The organism is Pseudomonas sp. 37 R 15 (assembly GCF_900004865.1).
Taxonomy (GTDB): Bacteria; Pseudomonadota; Gammaproteobacteria; order Pseudomonadales; family Pseudomonadaceae; genus Aquipseudomonas; species Aquipseudomonas fluorescens_AM.
The window spans coordinates 387,405-404,456 of sequence record NZ_CVTV01000049.1; the positions used below are offsets into that span (position 1 = coordinate 387,405).

Below are 17,052 nucleotides of genomic sequence, written 5' to 3' on the forward strand. Positions count from 1 at the left end.
TAAATGAAAATTAATCGGAATAAGAATGTTTGTGTTCCGCGTCTTGGCGCTAACTAATTGAATTGCAGACATAAAAAAACCGGACACAGGGTCCGGCTCTCTAAAACACGCCTATTTAAGCGTGTGTAAATTCTGCTGAATACGGCGCCGCAGCCTGGGCTGTCTGCAACTGCGTGAGGGTTTCCCGTACCACTTGCTTGGCGAGGCATGCGCATTTACCGCACTGGCTGGCAACACCGGTGGTTTCACGCACTTCCTTGTAGCTGCAGCAACCTTCATAGATTGCTTCGCGGATTTGTCCGTCGGTGACGCCAGTACAGAGGCACACATACATAAGGAGAACCGTCGCGGGTTAGGGCTTAAGTGGGATGGATCTTAATGTTAACGAGAATGATTGTCAAAGTGGTTTCGTCAACTGTCCCTTGGGTATTGCCTGCGCGCTGACGAACGGTTTTTTCGGTGTATGATGGTCGGTCTTTACGAAGCGTGACCGCGTCACAGGTCTGTCGCCAATGCATGGCAGACTCGACGCTGGTCCTGTTACTTCAATCGTCACCCCTTCATCAGGAGATATCCAATGAGCGTACTCGTCGGCAAACAAGCCCCGGATTTCGACGTACCTGCCGTCCTCGGCAATGGCGAAATCGTAGACAGCTTCAAACTGTCTGAAGCCATCAAAGGCAAATACGGCCTGGTGTTCTTCTACCCGCTGGACTTCACCTTCGTCTGCCCATCCGAGCTGATCGCTCTGGATCACCGCATGGACGATTTCAAGGCACGCAACGTTGAAGTGGTCGCCGTTTCCATCGACTCCCACTTCACCCACAATGCCTGGCGCAACACGGCCATCAACGATGGCGGCATCGGTAAAGTCAAATACACCATGGCTGCCGATATGAAGCACGATATCGCCAAGGCGTACGACGTCGAATCCGAAGGCGGTGTGGCTTTCCGTGGCGCGTTCCTGATCGACGACAAGGGCGTTGTGCGCTCGCAGATCATCAACGACCTGCCGCTGGGCCGTAACATGGAAGAGCTGATTCGCCTGGTCGACGCGCTGCAATTCCACGAAGAGCACGGCGAAGTCTGCCCTGCCAACTGGAAGAAAGGCGACAAAGGCATGACCGCTTCCACCGAAGGTGTGGCGGCTTACCTGACCGAGAACGCCGGCAAGCTGTAAGCCGGATTCAAGGTAGAAAAAAACCGGCCTGAGAAGGCCGGTTTTTTTATGGGCGGGGAGTCTCAGTCGCCGAAGTCTTCCCAGCCGCCCATCTGTTTCCATCGATTGACGATGCCGCAGAACAGCTCGGCGGTCTTCTCGGTGTCGTAGCGGGCCGAATGAGCTTCGCGGCCGTCGAAGTCGATACCGGCTGCCTGGCAGGCTTTCGCCAGCACGGTCTGACCATAGGCCAGGCCGGCGAGCGTGGCGGTGTCGAAACTGGAGAACGGATGAAACGGGTTGCGTTTCATGTCCAGCCGCGCCACGGCGGCGTTGAGGAAGCCCAGGTCGAAACTGCTGTTGTGCCCCACCAGGATCGCACGCTTGCAGCCATTGGCCTTCAGCGCCTTGCGCACGCCACGGAAGATGTCGGTCAGCGCGGCTTCTTCACTCACCGCCATGCGCAGCGGGTGATCGAGCTTGATGCCGGTGAACTCCAGGGCCGCCGCTTCGATGTTGGCACCTTCAAACGGCTCGACGCGAAAGAAGTGGGTGTGGTCCGGGTACACGAACCCCTGCTCGTCCATGCCGATGGTTGTCGCGGCAATTTCCAGCAACGCGTCGGTGGCGCAATTGAAACCGCCGGTTTCTACGTCGATAACGACAGGCAGGTAGCCGCGGAAACGCTCGGCCATCGGGTGACGCGAACCGCCGCCACCGCTGTGTTCCTGTTCATCATCGTAATGGTCTTCACTCACTTGCTTTCCTCCAGCAGGCGCCAGCGCAGTGTTTCACCGGCGCGCAGCGGGATAACGGTCAACTCGCCAAAGGGCAGGCTGGCGGGGGCGGTCCAGTCTTCACGAACCAGGGTGATGCGGTCGGTATTGGCCGGCAGGCCATAGAAACGCGGGCCGTTGAGACTGGCGAAACCCTCAAGCTTGTCCAGGGCATTGCGTTGTTCGAACGCTTCAGCGTACAGCTCGATGGCGGCAAACGCGGTGTAGCAACCCGCGCAACCGCAGGCGGCTTCCTTGGCGTGCTGGGCGTGGGGCGCGGAATCGGTGCCGAGGAAGAACTTCGGGCTGCCGCTGGTCGCGGCGTCCAGCAAGGCCACCTGGTGGGTGTTGCGCTTGAGGATCGGCAGGCAATAGAAGTGCGGCCGAATCCCGCCCACCAACATGTGGTTGCGGTTGTACAACAGGTGGTGTGCCGTGATGGTCGCGCCGACGTTGGCCGAAGCCTCGGTGACGAACTGCACGGCGTCGGCGGTGGTGATGTGTTCAAACACCACCTTGAGGGTCGGGAACAGCTCGACCACGCGGCGCATATGTTCGTCGATGAAGATCTTTTCGCGATCGAATACGTCGACATCGCCACGGGTGACCTCACCGTGGATCAACAGCGGCATGCCCACGTCGGCCATGGCTTCGATGGCCGGCAGGATCTTGTCGATGCTGGTCACGCCGGAGTCGGAGTTGGTGGTCGCGCCGGCCGGGTACAGCTTGGCGGCGTGCACGAAGCCGCTGGCCTTGGCCTCGCGAATTTCCGAAGGCTGGGTGCGGTCGGTGAGGTAGAGCACCATCAGCGGTTCGAAGCGGCTGCCGGCCGGTCGTGCAGCGAGGATCCGCTGGCGATAGGCATCGGCTTGCTCGGCGTTACGCACCGGAGGTACCAGGTTAGGCATGATGATGGCGCGGCCAAAGGTGCGCGCGACATCGGCCACGGTGTGGGGTAACGCAGCACCATCGCGAAGATGTATATGCCAGTCGTCGGGACGCAGCAGGGTCAGGCGGTCGGACATTGGGGATTCCAGGCGGGTCAATCTGGTGGGAATGCTACCGGAAAAGACTCGTGCAGGCACTCGCTATCAAGTTTTGCAGGATGCAACCGATAGCACTGGGTATGCCTTAACGATGTATGACGCTTTGAAGTGTTGTAGAAACCAGTGGAGCCTCCCGTGCGCCAGCATTATCTAGCCCTGCTCAGTGTGTTCGCCAGCCTGCCCGCGATGGCTCTCACGTTCCAGACACGTCTGGAGAATATTGAGTGGAAAGTGGAGGGCGATCAGTTCGAGTGCCGCCTGACCCAGCCGATCACCGATTTCGGCTCGGGCGAGTTCGTGCGCCGGGCGGGCGAGCAGGCGACCTTTCGCCTGAAAGCCTATAGCGGATCGCTCGGTGCCGGCTCCGCCACGTTGCTGGCCGCCGCCGCGCCCTGGCAACCGGGCCGCGGCGACATCAACCTCGGCGCGGTACGCGTCGGCAGCGGTGATGTGCTGTTTAACAGTTCCCAGGCCCAGGCCGGGCGTCTTTTCAGCGGTTTGCTCGAAGGCCGCAGCCCGACCGTGCGGCATTACGGACGCGAAGGCGGTTACTCGGAAATTCGCCTGCTGCCGGTGAAATTCGCCAAGGCCTACAACGACTATCAGCTGTGTACAACCAAGCTGCTGCCGATGAACTACGACCAGGTCAAACAGACGGAAGTCGGTTTCCCCGGTGGCGGCATCGAATTGGATGCAGCGGCCAGGAAGAAACTGTCAGTGATTGTCGCGTTCATGAAAGCCGACCCCACCGTCAACCATATCGAGTTGAACGGCCATTCGGATAACAGCGGCAACCGCCTGACCAACCGTGATGTGTCACGACGCCGTGCCTTGGCGGTAATGGACTACTTCAAGGCCAACGGCATCCCGGAATCCCAGATCACTCTGCGTTTCCACGGTGAAAGCTACCCCTTGGCGCCCAACACCAATGCCGCCAACCGAGCGCGCAACCGTCGGGTCAACGTGCAACTCGAGCGCGTGGCGGCGCCAGAGAAACCGGCACCCCAGGCCGTAGCGCCGAGCAACCCTGCAGCGACCTCGTAAGGTGCGATTATCGGTCGCCCGTTCGACATAATCTGTCGCTTTATCTTCATTTGCTGTCGCGCCCCTGTAAATTCGCGGTTTTGATCGGTAGAATCGTTGCCTTTCCGTACAACCCCGTGGAGTGATGGCATGGCCGACGTAAACAAGGTCGTTCTCGCGTATTCCGGCGGCCTGGACACTTCGGTGATCCTCAAGTGGCTGCAGGATACTTATAACTGTGAAGTGGTGACATTCACCGCTGACCTGGGTCAGGGCGAAGAGGTCGAACCTGCACGTGCCAAGGCGCAAGCCATGGGCGTGAAAGAGATCTACATTGACGACCTGCGCGAAGAGTTCGTCCGAGATTTCGTTTATCCGATGTTTCGCGCCAATACCGTCTATGAAGGCGAGTACCTGCTCGGTACCTCCATTGCACGTCCGCTGATCGCCAAGCGCCTGATCGAAATCGCCAACGAAACCGGCGCTGACGCCATTTCCCATGGCGCCACCGGCAAGGGCAACGACCAGGTGCGTTTCGAACTGGGCGCCTACGCCCTCAAGCCCGGCGTGAAAGTGATTGCGCCTTGGCGTGAATGGGACCTGCTGTCCCGTGAAAAGCTGATGGATTACGCTGAAAAGCATGCGATCCCGATCGAGCGTCACGGCAAGAAGAAATCCCCGTATTCGATGGATGCCAACTTGCTGCACATCTCCTATGAAGGCGGCGTGCTGGAAGACACCTGGACCGAACACGAAGAAGACATGTGGAAATGGACCGTCTCCCCGGAGAATGCTCCAGACAAGCCGCAGTATCTGGAACTGACCTACCGCAACGGTGACATCGTCGCGCTGGATGGTGTCGAGATGACACCCGCCACCGTGCTGGCGACCCTGAACCGTATCGGCGGCGAACACGGCATCGGTCGTCTCGACATCGTCGAGAACCGCTACGTGGGCATGAAGTCCCGCGGCTGCTATGAAACACCAGGCGGCACCATCATGTTGCGTGCTCACCGCGCCATCGAGTCCATTACCCTGGACCGTGAAGTGGCTCACCTTAAAGATGAGCTGATGCCCAAGTATGCCAGCCTGATCTATACCGGTTACTGGTGGAGCCCTGAGCGGCTGATGCTGCAACAGATGATCGACGCCTCCCAGGCCCACGTGAACGGTGTGGTGCGCCTGAAGCTGTACAAGGGCAATGTGATCGTGACCGGTCGCAAGTCCGATGAGTCACTGTTTGACGCCAACATCGCGACCTTCGAGGAAGATGGCGGTGCCTACAATCAGGCGGATGCAGCGGGCTTCATCAAGTTGAACGCCTTGCGCATGCGCATCGCGGCCAACAAGGGACGCAAATTGTTCTGAGTGGTTTGCTGTTGTGAGAAAGCCCCTTTTACAAGGGGCTTTTTTTTGCCCTGAATTTACCCATTGATCGCTCCCTCGCTCCTCGTGGGAACGCATCCCGAGACGTTTCGCGTCGCCCTTGCGCAAGCGCCGGATCTTTCGCTGAAAGCAGGACGCGGAGCGTCCCGGGTGTCATTCCCACGCAGAGCGTGGAAACGATCATGTAAACAGGGTGTAAACCTATTTCAGGACTAGGCATTGAATATTCCAATACAAGCATTAATCAGCGGGAGGGGCGACGTTTAAAAATGTCGGCTGTGTGTTTAAGTATTTTCCTTAAGGTCTTTTTGAGTGTTTTCGATTTCAGACATCTATTTTGCTGAGGAAAGGTTTTTTACATCTAAGCAGGAACCATGTCTTACAGAAATTTCACTCATGTAGGCGCAAAGGATGTGTAATTTGTGGAATTTTCTGTAGGAAAATTGGGTGTATATAAATATGTTAAATGGAACTGAAGTTGATCGGCTTTTTTCAGCCCTTTGTATAAGCCGCAATGGTAAACAAGGAGTATTTCCTGAGAGCCCTGTGCGCCACGTTTACTGCGTAGGCCTGGGGATGGGGATATTTCACGCAAAATATGTACGAGCAGGGAAAGGTCTGAAGGGCTCCATAAAGCCCAATACACTAAAGCTTGCGAATTTTTGTAGGTCAATTCCTTTCTTGTTGTGGGGTGGGTCTCTGCCTGCTGTTGCTCGGGGGGGCATGCTATGCCAACTAGCAGGCGACTAGGCTATTGTGCTTTCTCTAAATAATTCGAACAGCGAAATTGGACTTTCTCATGAATAAAGTGCTGATCGTGGATGATCATCCCGTCATTCGGCTTGCTGTGCGCATGCTAATGGAGCGTCATGGTTATGAGGTTGTTGCCGAGACTGATAACGGTGTCGATGCGCTGCAACTTGCGCGGGAACATATGCCGGACATTGTCATATTGGATATTGGAATCCCCAAACTCGATGGCCTTGAAGTTATTTGCCGGCTGGCCTCGACCAAGCAAGCCGTATCGTTCAAGGTGCTGGTGCTGACGTCCCAGGCGCCTGGTCATTTCTCCATGCGTTGCATGCAAGCCGGTGCCGCCGGCTACGTGTGCAAGCAGCAGGACCTGACCGAGTTGTTGAGCGCCATCAAGGCGGTACTTTCCGGCTACAGCTACTTCCCGAACCAGGCGCTCAACTCGGTACGGTCCACCATGGGCAACGCCAGTGAGGCAGACATGGTCGAACGTCTATCGGGACGGGAAATGATGGTGCTGCAACAGCTGGCCCGTGGCAAAACCAACAAGGAGATTGCCGACGGTATGTTCCTCAGCAACAAGACCGTCAGCACCTATAAGACGCGCCTGCTATTGAAGCTCAATGCCCGGTCACTCGTCGACCTGATAGAGCTGGCCCAGCGTAATGGTCTGGTGTGAGGAGGGGCGCTCCACCATTCTGACCCCGTTGTAAAATTCGGCACAAAAAAGCCTCCGTCAGGGAGGCTTCCGGCTGGCTGCCGGCGGGTCAGAGGTCGAAGTCGTAATCGGCCAATTGTTTTTGCAGGCGTCGCTCTTCCAGAAGATTGTCGATAATCAGGCGTTTGCTCAAATTGGTCTTGGCCACCTCCGGGACGGGCGCCGGCGCATCATCGTCTTCCAGCTCCACCGGTTCGTCATCTACTACCAGTTGTTCTTTCCCAGTGCTCATAAGGTTCACTCCAGGCTAAGACTGCCATTGGCGCTCCTTATAGCGATAATCCGCGAACGCGTAAAAAAGATTTTTTCAATCGACCCATAGGGAAAACCCGGCAACCCTCAATCGTCGGATGTCTTGTCCTTGTATTCGCAAAGATCTTCGATCCGACAGCTGCCGCATCGAGGCTTGCGCGCCTGGCAAACATAGCGCCCGTGAAGAATCAGCCAGTGATGGGAATCGAGCAGATAGGGCTTGGGCACGAATTTCATCAGCTGTTTCTCAACCTCCACCACATTCTTTCCGCGAGCGATGCCGGTTCGGTTGCTGACGCGAAAAATGTGCGTATCCACCGCCATGGTCAGTTGCCGGAACGCCGTATTGAGTACAACGTTGGCGGTCTTGCGCCCCACGCCGGGTAATGCTTCGAGGGCTTCGCGGGTTTGCGGTACTTCGCTGGCGTGCAACTCCATCAGCAGGCGGCACGTCTCGATCACGTTCTTGGCCTTGCTGTTGTACAAGCCGATGGTCTTGATGTACTCCGATAGCCCCTCCACACCCAAGGCATAGATCGCCTCTGGAGTATTGGCCACGGGAAACAGCTTGGCCGTGGCCTTATTGACGCCGACGTCTGTGGATTGGGCCGACAGGATCACTGCGATCAACAACTCGAACGGCGAGGAGTAGGCCAGTTCGGTCTTGGGTTGCGGATTGTCTTCGTGAAACCTGCGGAAAATTTCCAGGCGTTTTGCAGCGTTCATAGGGACGGACGTTTCCTTGCAGGCGATCGACGTAATTGTAGCAATACACAGCGCAGCGTCGGTTGTGGTTCAGGCGTTGGCGTTGCAAGTGGCTTCGGCGTCATGCAGCGTCTGCTCGGCGGCGTCCAGCGCGGCACTCAAGCTTGCCAGTTGCTGTTCGTCAGCCTGTTGATCCTGGGCCTTTTTCAATGCTGCCCGGCGCATTGCCAGCTGGATCTTCGCGCGCTTGACTTCAGCGCTTTTGGTGGTCGGCAGCGGTGGCGGGCGGTTGACTTCCAGCGCGGCAAGCGCCTGCTCCGAAGCTTCGAACTGCCTTTGCAGGACAATCAATTGCGACTGTTGCTCAAAGGTCGGGGGGTGCCCAAACGCCTTCAGGGATTTGTGCAGTTGAGCACGGCTCATGGCGACACTGATTTTGGCGTGCTTGATCGCTGCATCCTGAGCGGCCTGATGGCTATCGACTTGTGCCGTTGCCACGGGCGCAATGCGCTTGGCCCGCGCCAGGCGTTCGGCGAGTTTGCAGGCTTGCTCACGTTGCAGGCGTGCGTTGCGCTGTTCGAAACGCCGACGTGCCCGGTCGCGTTTGAGGCCGCGTTCGCGCCGCTCGTCATCGCTATGCGCCAGGCCACCCACAACAGGCAGGACTTCAGCGAGTGGGCGCATCTCGATGCAGTCGACAGGGCAGGGCGTGACACACAGGTCGCAACCGGTGCACTCGTCGATTATGACCGTGTGCATCAACTTGGCGGCACCAATGATGGCGTCGACCGGGCAAGCCTGGATGCATTTGGTGCAACCGATGCATTCAGCCTCACGGATGTAGGCGATCTGAGGTGGCGCGTCGCCGCGGCTGGTATCCAGGGCCAGTACCGGCACACGCAGCAATTGCGCAAGCCCGGCGATGGTTTCCTGGCCTCCGGGCGGGCACTTGTTGATCGCCTCGCCGTCAGCGATGCCTTCGGCGTAAGGCTTGCAGCCCGGGTGCCCGCACTTGCCGCATTGAGTCTGCGGGAGCAGCGCGTCGATACGTTGAATCAGGTTCATGCTTTGATCATTGCGTTGACGCCCGGCCCGCCGATGTGGGCGGGCTGAAAAGCCCCAGCGTCGATACGCCGGGGCATCCTGCAGGGGTTACTTGATGCGTTGTCCCGGCTTGGCGCCGCTGTCCGGGCTGAGCAGATAGATTTCTGCGCCGCCAGGACCGGCCGCCATCACCATGCCTTCAGAGATACCGAATTTCATTTTTCGTGGCTTGAGGTTGGCGATCATCATGGTCAGGCGACCATCGAGCTTGGACGGGTCCGGGTAAGCGCTCTTGATGCCGGAGAACACATTGCGTTGCTCGCCGCCCAGATCCAGGGTCAGGCGCAACAGCTTGTCGGCGCCTTCCACGGCTTCGGCCTTGACGATCAGTGCAACCCGCAGGTCCACGGCGGCGAAAGCGTCGAACTCGATTTCCCCGGAAATAGGGTCTTTGGCCAACTCGCTGTCATCGGCTGGCGCAGTCGAGCCGGTATCGGTCTGGCTGGCGACCAGGTCTTCTTTCGATGCGTCGGTCATGGCCTGGACTTTCACCGGGTCGATGCGGGTCATCAACGGCTTGAACGCGTTCAACTGATGGTTGCCGAGCAGCGTGGCGTGGTCGTTCCAGGTCAGCGGCGCGACGTTGAGGAACGCCTCGGCATCGGCGGCCAGCAGCGGCAGCACCGGCTTGAGGAAGATCACCAACTGACGGAACAGATTGACGCCGGTGGCGCAGATCGCCTGGACCTCAGCTTCCTTGCCTTCCTGCTTGTTCAGCGACCATGGCGCCTTGTCGGCAATCCAGGCGTTGGCGCGGTCGGCCAGGCCCATGATTTCGCGCATGGCGCGGGCAAAGTCACGAGCTTCATAGGCATCGGCGATGCTTGGCGCGGCGGCCAGGAAGGCATCGGTCAATTCCGGCGCGGCGTTTTCAGCGACCAGCACACCCGCATTGCCCTTGTGGATAAACCCGGCACAACGGCTGGCGATATTGACGACCTTGCCGACCAGGTCCGAGTTGACCTTCTGAATGAAGTCTTCCAGGTTCAGGTCGAGGTCGTCGACGCCACGGCCCAGCTTGGACGCATAGTAGTAACGCAAATATTCCGGCGACAGGTGGTCCAGGTAGGTGCGCGCCTTGATGAAGGTGCCGCGGGACTTGGACATCTTCTGCCCGTTCACCGTCAGGTAGCCGTGCACGGCAATGCCGGTCGGCTTGCGGTAGCCCGAACCTTCGAGCATCGCCGGCCAGAACAGCGCGTGGAAGTTGACGATGTCCTTGCCGATGAAGTGGTACAGCTCGGCAGTGGAATCCTTGCCCCAGAACGCATCGAAGTCCAGCTCCGGCGTGCGGTCGCAGAGGTTCTTGAAGCTGGCCATGTAGCCGATCGGCGCGTCCAGCCAGACATAGAAGTACTTGCCCGGTTCGCCTGGAATTTCAAAGCCGAAGTACGGCGCATCGCGGGAAATGTCCCACTGTTGCAGGCCGGCATCCAGCCATTCGGCGATCTTGTTGGCCACGGCATCCTGCAAGGTGCCGCTGCGGGTCCAGGTTTGCAGCATCTGCTGGAAATCCGGGAGCTTGAAGAAGAAGTGCTGGGAATCCTTGAGTACCGGGGTAGCGCCGGAGATGGCCGACTTGGGGTTCTTCAGGTCGGTGGGGGCATAGGTGGCACCGCATTTCTCACAGTTGTCGCCGTACTGGTCATCGGTGCCGCATTTCGGGCAGGTGCCCTTGATGAAGCGATCGGCCAGGAACATTTTCTTTTCCGGGTCGAAATACTGGGTGATCGAACGCGTGGCAATGTGCCCGGCGTCTTTCAACCGCAGGTAGATCTGGCTCGAAAGCTCACGATTTTCGTCGGAGTGGGTCGAATGGAAGTTGTCGAACTCCACCAGGAACTCGGCAAAGTCGGCGCTGTGTTCAGCCTGCACATTGGCGATCAGTTGTTCCGGGGTGATGCCTTCCTTTTCGGCGCGCAACATGATGGCCGAACCGTGGGCGTCGTCCGCGCAGACATAAATGCATTGATTGCCGCGATGCTTCTGGAAGCGCACCCACATATCGGTCTGGATGTACTCAAGCATATGGCCAAGATGGATGGAACCATTGGCATAGGGCAGGGCGCTGGTGACGAGGATCTTGCGTGGCTCGGACATGGGGCTCGGCTACTTGATGAAACGGAGGTCGGCCACTATAAAGCGCCGGGAAATTTATTTCACCCCGTGGTGCTGTTTCAGAATCTTCCCATCCTGCGAAAGCATGCCGCTGGCGGCCTGGAACGGTTAGGATAGCCGCCTGTTTCAGTCAGTCTTTTCGGGAGTAGCCCATGAGCGCCGTCAATCGCGCAGCGGTGGAAGCCGTGCTTCGCCAGTACACCGACCCCTATTTGAACCAGGACCCGGTCAGTGCCGGCTGTGTGCGGGCCATCGAGGTACAGGGTGACCAGGTATCGGTCCAGTTGGAGCTGGGCTACGCCGCCGGCCTGTTCAAAAACGGCTGGGCGCAGATGCTGCAAATGGCCATCGAAGGCCTCGACGGCGTGCGCTCGGCCAAGGTCGACATCCGCTGTGTAATCGCGTCGCACAAGGCCCAGGCACAGATCCCTGGCCTGGCCAACGTCAAGAACGTGATCGCCGTGGCGTCGGGCAAGGGCGGGGTGGGTAAATCCACCACCGCCGCCAACCTGGCCCTGGCCCTGGCCCGTGAAGGTGCCCGCGTGGGCATCCTCGACGCCGATATCTATGGCCCGAGCCAGGGTGTGATGTTCGGCGTTGCCGAGGGCACACGGCCCAAGGTCAAGGACCAGAAGTGGTTTGTGCCGATCGAGTCCCTGGGCGTGGAAGTGATGTCCATGGCGTTCCTGACCGATGACAACACGCCCATGGTCTGGCGCGGGCCGATGGTTTCCGGCGCGCTGCTGCAATTGGTCACCCAGACTGCCTGGGGCGACCTGGACTACCTGGTGATCGACATGCCACCCGGTACCGGCGATATCCAGTTGACCCTGGCGCAGAAAGTCCCGGTGGCCGGCTCGGTGATCGTTACCACGCCGCAGGACCTGGCATTGCTGGACGCGAAGAAAGGCGTGGAGATGTTCCGCAAGGTCAACATTCCTGTGCTGGGCGTGGTGGAAAACATGGCGGTGCACATCTGTTCCAACTGTGGCCATGCCGAACACCTCTTCGGCGAGGGCGGCGGCGAGAAGCTGGCGACTCAATACGGCGTCGAACTGCTGGCCTCGTTGCCGCTGTCGATGTCGATCCGTGAACAGGCCGATGGCGGCAAGCCCTCCGTGGCTGCCGAGCCCGATGGTCAGATTGCCATGGTGTATCAGGAACTGGCCCGCCACGTGGGCGCGCGGATAGTGCTGCAGGAGGCAAGCAGTCCCGCGATGCCGACGATCACCGTCAGCGACGACTGAATCGCGCTGTAGGAACAGTACCGCATAGGCTTGTGACGCTCTTTTCCCAATCAGTCGTGTAAGCATTCGCTTACCGTCATGTAGGTATTCGGTTTTTTTACCGGGAATGAGCGTCTCGAATCTTCGAACGATATTTCTAACTGTTTGAAATAAAACAATTATTTAATGTCACTTGAGCCCCGCCAATTGGCCGCCATCCGTTTGGATCCCGTTGAACTTATCTTGGGAGGCTCTAACATCAGCCCTGTGTCCACGGATTGGCACAGCCATCAAGGAACGGTGGTTTGAAGGAATGTCGCAGGATGCGATTCATCAGGACGATGAAAAGGATTAAAGGGACTAGGGAAAAAATGTGGGCGGGTCATACCGCCCCTTTTTTCGCCTGTAGAAAAGTGAAAGCGGCTACATGAAAACGCAAAAAAGGCCCGCAAAGGGCCTTTTTTTTGGCAACGACGCTGCTATCAGCGTTCGAGATCTGCAATCTTGCCGGGTTTGCCATCCCACTCTTGCGCATCGGGCAGGGCGTCTTTTCTTTCCGTTATATTCGGCCAGATGTCCGCCAGCTCGGCATTCAACTCAATGAAGTTTTCCATACCCGCAGGTACTTCATCTTCAGAGAAAATGGCGTTAGCCGGGCATTCTGGTTCACACAGGGCGCAGTCAATGCACTCGTCCGGGTGGATGACCAGGAAGTTCGGGCCTTCGTAGAAGCAGTCCACCGGACACACTTCTACGCAGTCGGTGTACTTGCACTTGATGCAGTTGTCGGTGACGACGAAGGTCATTTCTAATTTTCTCCTCAGGCGGCGGCAGCGAAACCCTGTGTGGCAGGGCTCGCGAGGTTCGGGAGCGATAGTCTGCAGGCCAGGCTAAAAGCCCGCAGCATCCCAAACCGCGCGAGAGTCTACCAGCTTGCACGCGTGTGCGTTATATCCGAGTCTTCAGTGCATATAACATTTCGAGTGCTTTACGCGGCGTCACGTCATCCAGGTCAAGCTTGGCCAGCTCATCCAGCACCGGATGGGGCAGGCTGGCGAACAGGTCGCTCTGATGCGGCGCGGCGGTTTTCCTGCTGGCCTTGGCAGGGCTGGCGACCACGGTTTCATGGGGCAGGGCCGTGGTTTCCAGGCGGCTCAGGTGTTCGCGGGCGCGGGTGATGACATCATTGGGTACGCCGGCCAACTGCGCGACCGCCAAGCCATAGCTCTGGCTGGCCGGGCCCGGCAGCACGTGGTGCAGGAACACGATGCGCTCGTTGTGCTCGGTGGCATTGAGGTGCACGTTGGCTACCAGCGGCTCGCTTTCCGGTAACACGGTCAGTTCGAAGTAGTGAGTGGCAAACAACGTATAGGCGCGCAAATGCGCCAGACGCTCGGCCGCCGCCCATGCCAGCGAAAGGCCGTCGAACGTGCTGGTGCCGCGGCCTACTTCGTCCATCAACACCAGGCTGCGGTCGGTGGCGTTATGCAGGATGTTCGCGGTTTCGCTCATTTCCACCATAAACGTCGAGCGGCCACCGGCCAGGTCGTCACTGGAACCGATCCGGGTAAAAATCCGGTCCACCAGGGACAGCTCGCAGCTGGCCGCCGGCACGAAGCTGCCGATGTGTGCCAGCAGCACGATCAGCGCGGTCTGACGCATATAGGTGGATTTACCACCCATGTTCGGGCCGGTAATCACCAGCATGCGGGTGTCGTCGTCCAGCGACAGGTCGTTGGCAACGAATGGCGTGGTCAACACCTGCTCCACCACCGGGTGACGTCCTTGCACGATGCGCATGCACGGCTCGCTGACAAACCGCGGGCAGTTGAGGTCCAGGTTCAGTGCACGCTCGGCGAGGTTACTCAGCACATCCAGTTCCGCCAGGGCGGCGGCGGTGTCCTGCAACGGCGCCAGGCGGCTGATCAGGTCTTCGAGTAAGGCTTCATAGAGCATTTTTTCTCGAGCCAGGGCGCGACTCTTGGCCGACAGCGCCTTGTCTTCGAACGCTTTGAGCTCCGGGGTGATAAAACGCTCGGCGCCTTTGAGGGTCTGGCGACGTTGATAGTCGATAGGCGCCGACTCGGCCTGCTTGCTCGGCAGCTCAATAAAGTAGCCATGCACGCGGTTGTAGCCGACCTTCAGGTTAGCCAGTCCCGTGCGGGCTTTTTCGCGGGCCTCCAGGTCAATCAGGAACTGTCCGGCGTTTTCGCTCAGCGATTGCAGCTCGTCCAGCTCGCTGTCATAGCCGGTTTTCAGCACACCGCCATCTCGGATGATCGCTGGTGGGTTGTCGATGATGGCTTTTTCCAGCAGCGCCGCGAGATCCGGATAGGTGCCGGCGGTGACAGCCAGTTGTTGCAGGTGCGGCGTGTCCAGTTCGGTCATCGCGACTTGCAACTGGGGGAGGGCACTCAAGGCATCACGCAGGCGCGCCAGGTCACGGGGCCGCGCGTTACGCAGGCCGATCCGCGCGAGGATGCGCTCGATATCGCCGATTTCCTTGAGTTGCGGCTGCAGCTTTTCAAAGCGATAGCCGTCAAGCAGGCAAGTAATAGAGGTCTGACGTGCTTGGAGGACGGTCAAATCCCGCAGCGGACGGTTCAGCCAACGGGTCAGCAAGCGGCTGCCCATCGCAGTCTGGCAACGGTCGACCACCGATTGCAGCGTGTTATCACGCCCGCCCGCCAGGTTGGTATCCAGCTCCAGGTTGCGACGGCTGGCGCCATCCAGTACCACGGTATCGTCCAGCCGCTCATGCCGCAGGCTGCGCAAGTGCGGCAGGGCCGTGCGCTGGGTTTCCTTGGCGTAGCTGAGCAGGCAGCCGGCAGCGCCGATGGCCAGGGTCAGGGTTTCGCAACCGAAGCCTTTAAGGTCCTGCACCGAGAACTGCTGGCACAGACTTTTCAGCGCCGAATCACGCTCAAAATCCCACGGCGCACGACGTTTGGTCCCACGGCGCTTCTCTGCCGGCAAGTCCTTGGGCCAATCATCCGGAATCAACAACTCCACCGGATTGATACGCTCCAGTTCCGCCAGCAGGTTCTCCCAGCCCTTGATCTCCAGCACGCTGAAATTGCCGCTGGTGATATCCAGTACCGACAAGCCGAACAGACGCTCATCGCCCAACACTGCAGCGATCAGGTTATCGCGCCGCTCATCCAGCAGCGCCTCATCACTCACTGTGCCCGGCGTAATAATGCGCACTACCTGCCGCTCCACCGGCCCCTTACTGGTGGCCGGGTCGCCGATCTGCTCACAGATCACCACCGACTCGCCCAGCTTCACCAACTTGACCAGATAACCTTCCAATGAATGGTAAGGGATCCCACACATCGGAATCGACTGCCCCGCCGACTGCCCGCGCGCGGTCAGGGTGATGTCCAGCAGCTTGGCGGCCTTCTTCGCGTCTTCATAGAAGATCTCGTAGAAGTCGCCCATGCGATAGAACATCAACTGATCAGGGTGCTGGTTTTTCAGGCGCCAGTACTGCTGCATCATTGGCGTGTGGGAGGACAGATCGGAGGTGTTTTTACTCATTGGGTAGTAGGCAAGTTCGTTGAAAGTGATGGGGCAAAGGGGGCGCTTGGCCCAGCATTTTTTGCGATGGGCTCAAGGTTAACACGCGAGGTCGGGGGTTCGCAGGTTGCAAACGGCTTGGTAAAAACAAATGTCAGGTCAGGGCAAGCGGCAGATTGCGCAAAGCTGAACTGGCCTGAATTCGCCATAGGCTATCGACGAAGAAACGCAGCGATATCAAATGGAAATTGCATAGCCAAAGTCGATCTCGCTCGCCGGTACTCCGCCTCGCATACCCCAGTTCTCGGGCTCTTGCTCGATCAGCAGTATCAACACTGCCTGTGTCGAAATGTCTAGCTGCGCAGCGATCCGGTTACTGATTAATTGATAGAGCTGGCGCTTGGTTTCGAGTTTGCGTCCTTTGAACAGCGTGATTTCAATGTGGATGAACTCGTGGCGATCTCCTGGAGAACGAAAGGCGTTCCTGTCGTAGCACACATAACGTGACTGGAGCTCTTCGTCACTGACCTTGAATACCGATTTCAAGCAGTTGTAGATCGTCTCGATTATGGCGTGCTGGTTATCGGCGTCCCGGTGTACAGGGTCTTCTACTCTAACGATGGGCATACTGACCTCAGTTTGAATGTTGCTGGGTAGCGGCGTGCAGGAGTTCCTTCAGGAACTCGGCATGATCTTGCGTTTGGTTGTCGAGTAACCACTGCAGAGCGGCTGACGTATCCGGTGAGGATTTGTCTTGGGAGAGTTTAAAGCGCCCTTCGATCGTTTCCGGCCGTATGACCAACCCCAGGATATGTGGAAGACTGGATATCACCCTCGGATCACGCTTGTCGACTTGATAGTCAGAGGCCTGCTTCGATAACCGTTTCGCGGTTTGCTCGAGGATCTCCAGTGTTTGGTCTGGAGCGTCCACCACCGTAATGTTCGCCTGCATGTGAACGGCGAGATAGTTCCACGTGGGAAGTTGGCGCGAGACGTAAGCGTGTGGAGGGATATAAGCCGATGGGCCCATGAAGACGATTTGAGCACTCAGATGCTGTTCGCCTTTGAACTGTGGGTTATTACCATCGACATGTCCGAACAACGACCCATCCGGCTGGCGCCATAGCGGAATGTGGCTGCAAAGAAAGTGTCCGTGCTTGTGCGAGGTCATCATTGCCAGCGGAAAAACATCAATGAAACGATTGATCATTTCCGGGTCTGTAGAACGGTACTGAGGGTAATGAAAGGGGCATACGGACATAGTATG

16 protein-coding genes are annotated in these 17,052 nt (G+C 58.2%); 5 read left to right on the plus strand and 11 right to left on the minus strand.

Annotated elements, in window-relative coordinates:
- Positions 1-115 precede the first annotated feature (115 nt).
- Positions 116-334 (minus strand): bacterioferritin-associated ferredoxin, encoded by a 219-nt coding sequence (locus BFQ04_RS28680; RefSeq protein ID WP_083216687.1) that lies wholly within the window; start codon positions 332-334, stop codon positions 116-118.
- Between the two features lie 243 nt (positions 335-577).
- On the opposite strand from BFQ04_RS28680, the gene BFQ04_RS17050 reads away from it, so the two are divergent.
- A complete protein-coding gene (locus BFQ04_RS17050; RefSeq protein ID WP_057724790.1) occupies positions 578-1,180 on the plus strand; it encodes a peroxiredoxin in 603 nt (200 codons plus the stop codon).
- Between the two features lie 62 nt (positions 1,181-1,242).
- Here BFQ04_RS17050 and rnt read toward each other — a convergent pair whose 3' ends face one another.
- Positions 1,243-1,917 (minus strand): ribonuclease T, encoded by a 675-nt coding sequence (rnt, locus tag BFQ04_RS17055; RefSeq protein WP_065951814.1) that lies wholly within the window; start codon positions 1,915-1,917, stop codon positions 1,243-1,245.
- Positions 1,914-2,960, minus strand: a complete 1,047-nt coding sequence (gene pyrC / locus BFQ04_RS17060; RefSeq protein WP_065951815.1) for a dihydroorotase — start codon at positions 2,958-2,960, stop codon at positions 1,914-1,916. The genes rnt and pyrC overlap by 4 nt, the downstream gene beginning before the upstream one ends.
- 156 nt (positions 2,961-3,116) lie before the next feature.
- Between pyrC and BFQ04_RS17065 the strand changes: the two genes are divergently transcribed.
- The 3 genes from BFQ04_RS17065 (at position 3,117) to BFQ04_RS17075 (ending at position 6,822) form a co-directional block, all read left to right on the plus strand.
- Positions 3,117-4,025 carry a flagellar protein MotY gene (locus tag BFQ04_RS17065; RefSeq protein WP_065951816.1) on the plus strand — a complete coding sequence of 303 codons (909 nt, stop codon included), beginning with the start codon at positions 3,117-3,119 and terminating at the stop codon, positions 4,023-4,025.
- 129 nt (positions 4,026-4,154) lie between these two features.
- Complete coding sequence (locus tag BFQ04_RS17070) at positions 4,155-5,372, plus strand: argininosuccinate synthase (protein WP_065886002.1); 1,218 nt, start codon at positions 4,155-4,157, stop codon at positions 5,370-5,372.
- An 817-nt stretch (positions 5,373-6,189) separates the two neighbouring features.
- Positions 6,190-6,822, plus strand: a complete 633-nt coding sequence (locus tag BFQ04_RS17075; protein ID WP_003188986.1) for a response regulator transcription factor — start codon at positions 6,190-6,192, stop codon at positions 6,820-6,822.
- Positions 6,823-6,910: 88 nt separating this feature from the next.
- Here BFQ04_RS17075 and BFQ04_RS17080 read toward each other — a convergent pair whose 3' ends face one another.
- The 4 genes from BFQ04_RS17080 to metG form a co-directional block, all read right to left on the minus strand.
- Positions 6,911-7,093 carry a PA3496 family putative envelope integrity protein gene (locus BFQ04_RS17080; RefSeq protein WP_065951817.1) on the minus strand — a complete coding sequence of 61 codons (183 nt, stop codon included), beginning with the start codon at positions 7,091-7,093 and terminating at the stop codon, positions 6,911-6,913.
- Between the two features lie 107 nt (positions 7,094-7,200).
- On the minus strand, positions 7,201-7,839 hold the full coding sequence (nth, locus tag BFQ04_RS17085) for an endonuclease III (RefSeq protein ID WP_065951818.1): 639 nt from the start codon (positions 7,837-7,839) through the stop codon (positions 7,201-7,203).
- 69 nt (positions 7,840-7,908) lie between these two features.
- Positions 7,909-8,883, minus strand: coding sequence for an electron transport complex subunit RsxB (rsxB, locus tag BFQ04_RS17090; protein ID WP_065951819.1), 975 nt, complete (start codon positions 8,881-8,883; stop codon positions 7,909-7,911).
- Positions 8,884-8,970: 87 nt separating this feature from the next.
- Positions 8,971-11,022, minus strand: coding sequence for a methionine--tRNA ligase (gene metG / locus BFQ04_RS17095; protein WP_065951820.1), 2,052 nt, complete (start codon positions 11,020-11,022; stop codon positions 8,971-8,973).
- 170 nt (positions 11,023-11,192) lie between these two features.
- Here metG and apbC point away from each other — a divergent pair, with 170 nt between their 5' ends.
- Positions 11,193-12,287: an iron-sulfur cluster carrier protein ApbC gene (gene apbC, locus BFQ04_RS17100; RefSeq protein ID WP_065951821.1), complete on the plus strand. Its 1,095-nt coding sequence runs from the start codon at positions 11,193-11,195 to the stop codon at positions 12,285-12,287.
- Positions 12,288-12,748: 461 nt separating this feature from the next.
- On the opposite strand, the gene fdxA is transcribed toward apbC, so the two are convergent.
- From fdxA to BFQ04_RS17120, 4 genes are all read right to left on the minus strand, one after another.
- Complete coding sequence (gene fdxA / locus BFQ04_RS17105; protein ID WP_065951822.1) at positions 12,749-13,072, minus strand: ferredoxin FdxA; 324 nt, start codon at positions 13,070-13,072, stop codon at positions 12,749-12,751.
- A gap of 142 nt (positions 13,073-13,214) precedes the next feature.
- Positions 13,215-15,806: a DNA mismatch repair protein MutS gene (mutS, locus tag BFQ04_RS17110; protein WP_065951823.1), complete on the minus strand. Its 2,592-nt coding sequence runs from the start codon at positions 15,804-15,806 to the stop codon at positions 13,215-13,217.
- A 216-nt stretch (positions 15,807-16,022) separates the two neighbouring features.
- Entirely contained in the window at positions 16,023-16,412 is a 390-nt protein-coding gene (locus BFQ04_RS17115; RefSeq protein WP_065951824.1) for a tautomerase family protein, read from the minus strand.
- A gap of 7 nt (positions 16,413-16,419) precedes the next feature.
- The gene (locus BFQ04_RS17120) at positions 16,420-17,046 is read right to left on the minus strand and encodes an FMN-binding negative transcriptional regulator (RefSeq protein ID WP_083217998.1); all 627 of its coding nucleotides are present in this window, start codon (positions 17,044-17,046) and stop codon (positions 16,420-16,422) included.
- Positions 17,047-17,052 lie beyond the last annotated feature (6 nt).

Bases quoted from the DNA above. Each gene is read 5' to 3' on its own strand.
- BFQ04_RS28680 (WP_083216687.1), bottom strand. From the start codon at position 334: ATGTATGTGTGCCTCTGTACTGGCGTCACCGACGGACAAATCCGCGAA.
- BFQ04_RS17070 (WP_065886002.1), top strand. From the start codon at position 4,155: ATGGCCGACGTAAACAAGGTCGTTCTCGCGTATTCCGGCGGCCTGGAC.
- mutS (WP_065951823.1), bottom strand. From the start codon at position 15,806: ATGAGTAAAAACACCTCCGATCTGTCCTCCCACACGCCAATGATGCAG.
- apbC (WP_065951821.1), top strand. From the start codon at position 11,193: ATGAGCGCCGTCAATCGCGCAGCGGTGGAAGCCGTGCTTCGCCAGTAC.
- nth (WP_065951818.1), bottom strand. From the start codon at position 7,839: ATGAACGCTGCAAAACGCCTGGAAATTTTCCGCAGGTTTCACGAAGAC.
- BFQ04_RS17120 (WP_083217998.1), bottom strand. From the start codon at position 17,046: ATGTCCGTATGCCCCTTTCATTACCCTCAGTACCGTTCTACAGACCCG.
- BFQ04_RS17075 (WP_003188986.1), top strand. From the start codon at position 6,190: ATGAATAAAGTGCTGATCGTGGATGATCATCCCGTCATTCGGCTTGCT.
- fdxA (WP_065951822.1), bottom strand. From the start codon at position 13,072: ATGACCTTCGTCGTCACCGACAACTGCATCAAGTGCAAGTACACCGAC.
- pyrC (WP_065951815.1), bottom strand. From the start codon at position 2,960: ATGTCCGACCGCCTGACCCTGCTGCGTCCCGACGACTGGCATATACAT.
- rsxB (WP_065951819.1), bottom strand. From the start codon at position 8,883: ATGAACCTGATTCAACGTATCGACGCGCTGCTCCCGCAGACTCAATGC.
- BFQ04_RS17080 (WP_065951817.1), bottom strand. From the start codon at position 7,093: ATGAGCACTGGGAAAGAACAACTGGTAGTAGATGACGAACCGGTGGAG.
- metG (WP_065951820.1), bottom strand. From the start codon at position 11,022: ATGTCCGAGCCACGCAAGATCCTCGTCACCAGCGCCCTGCCCTATGCC.
- BFQ04_RS17115 (WP_065951824.1), bottom strand. From the start codon at position 16,412: ATGCCCATCGTTAGAGTAGAAGACCCTGTACACCGGGACGCCGATAAC.
- BFQ04_RS17050 (WP_057724790.1), top strand. From the start codon at position 578: ATGAGCGTACTCGTCGGCAAACAAGCCCCGGATTTCGACGTACCTGCC.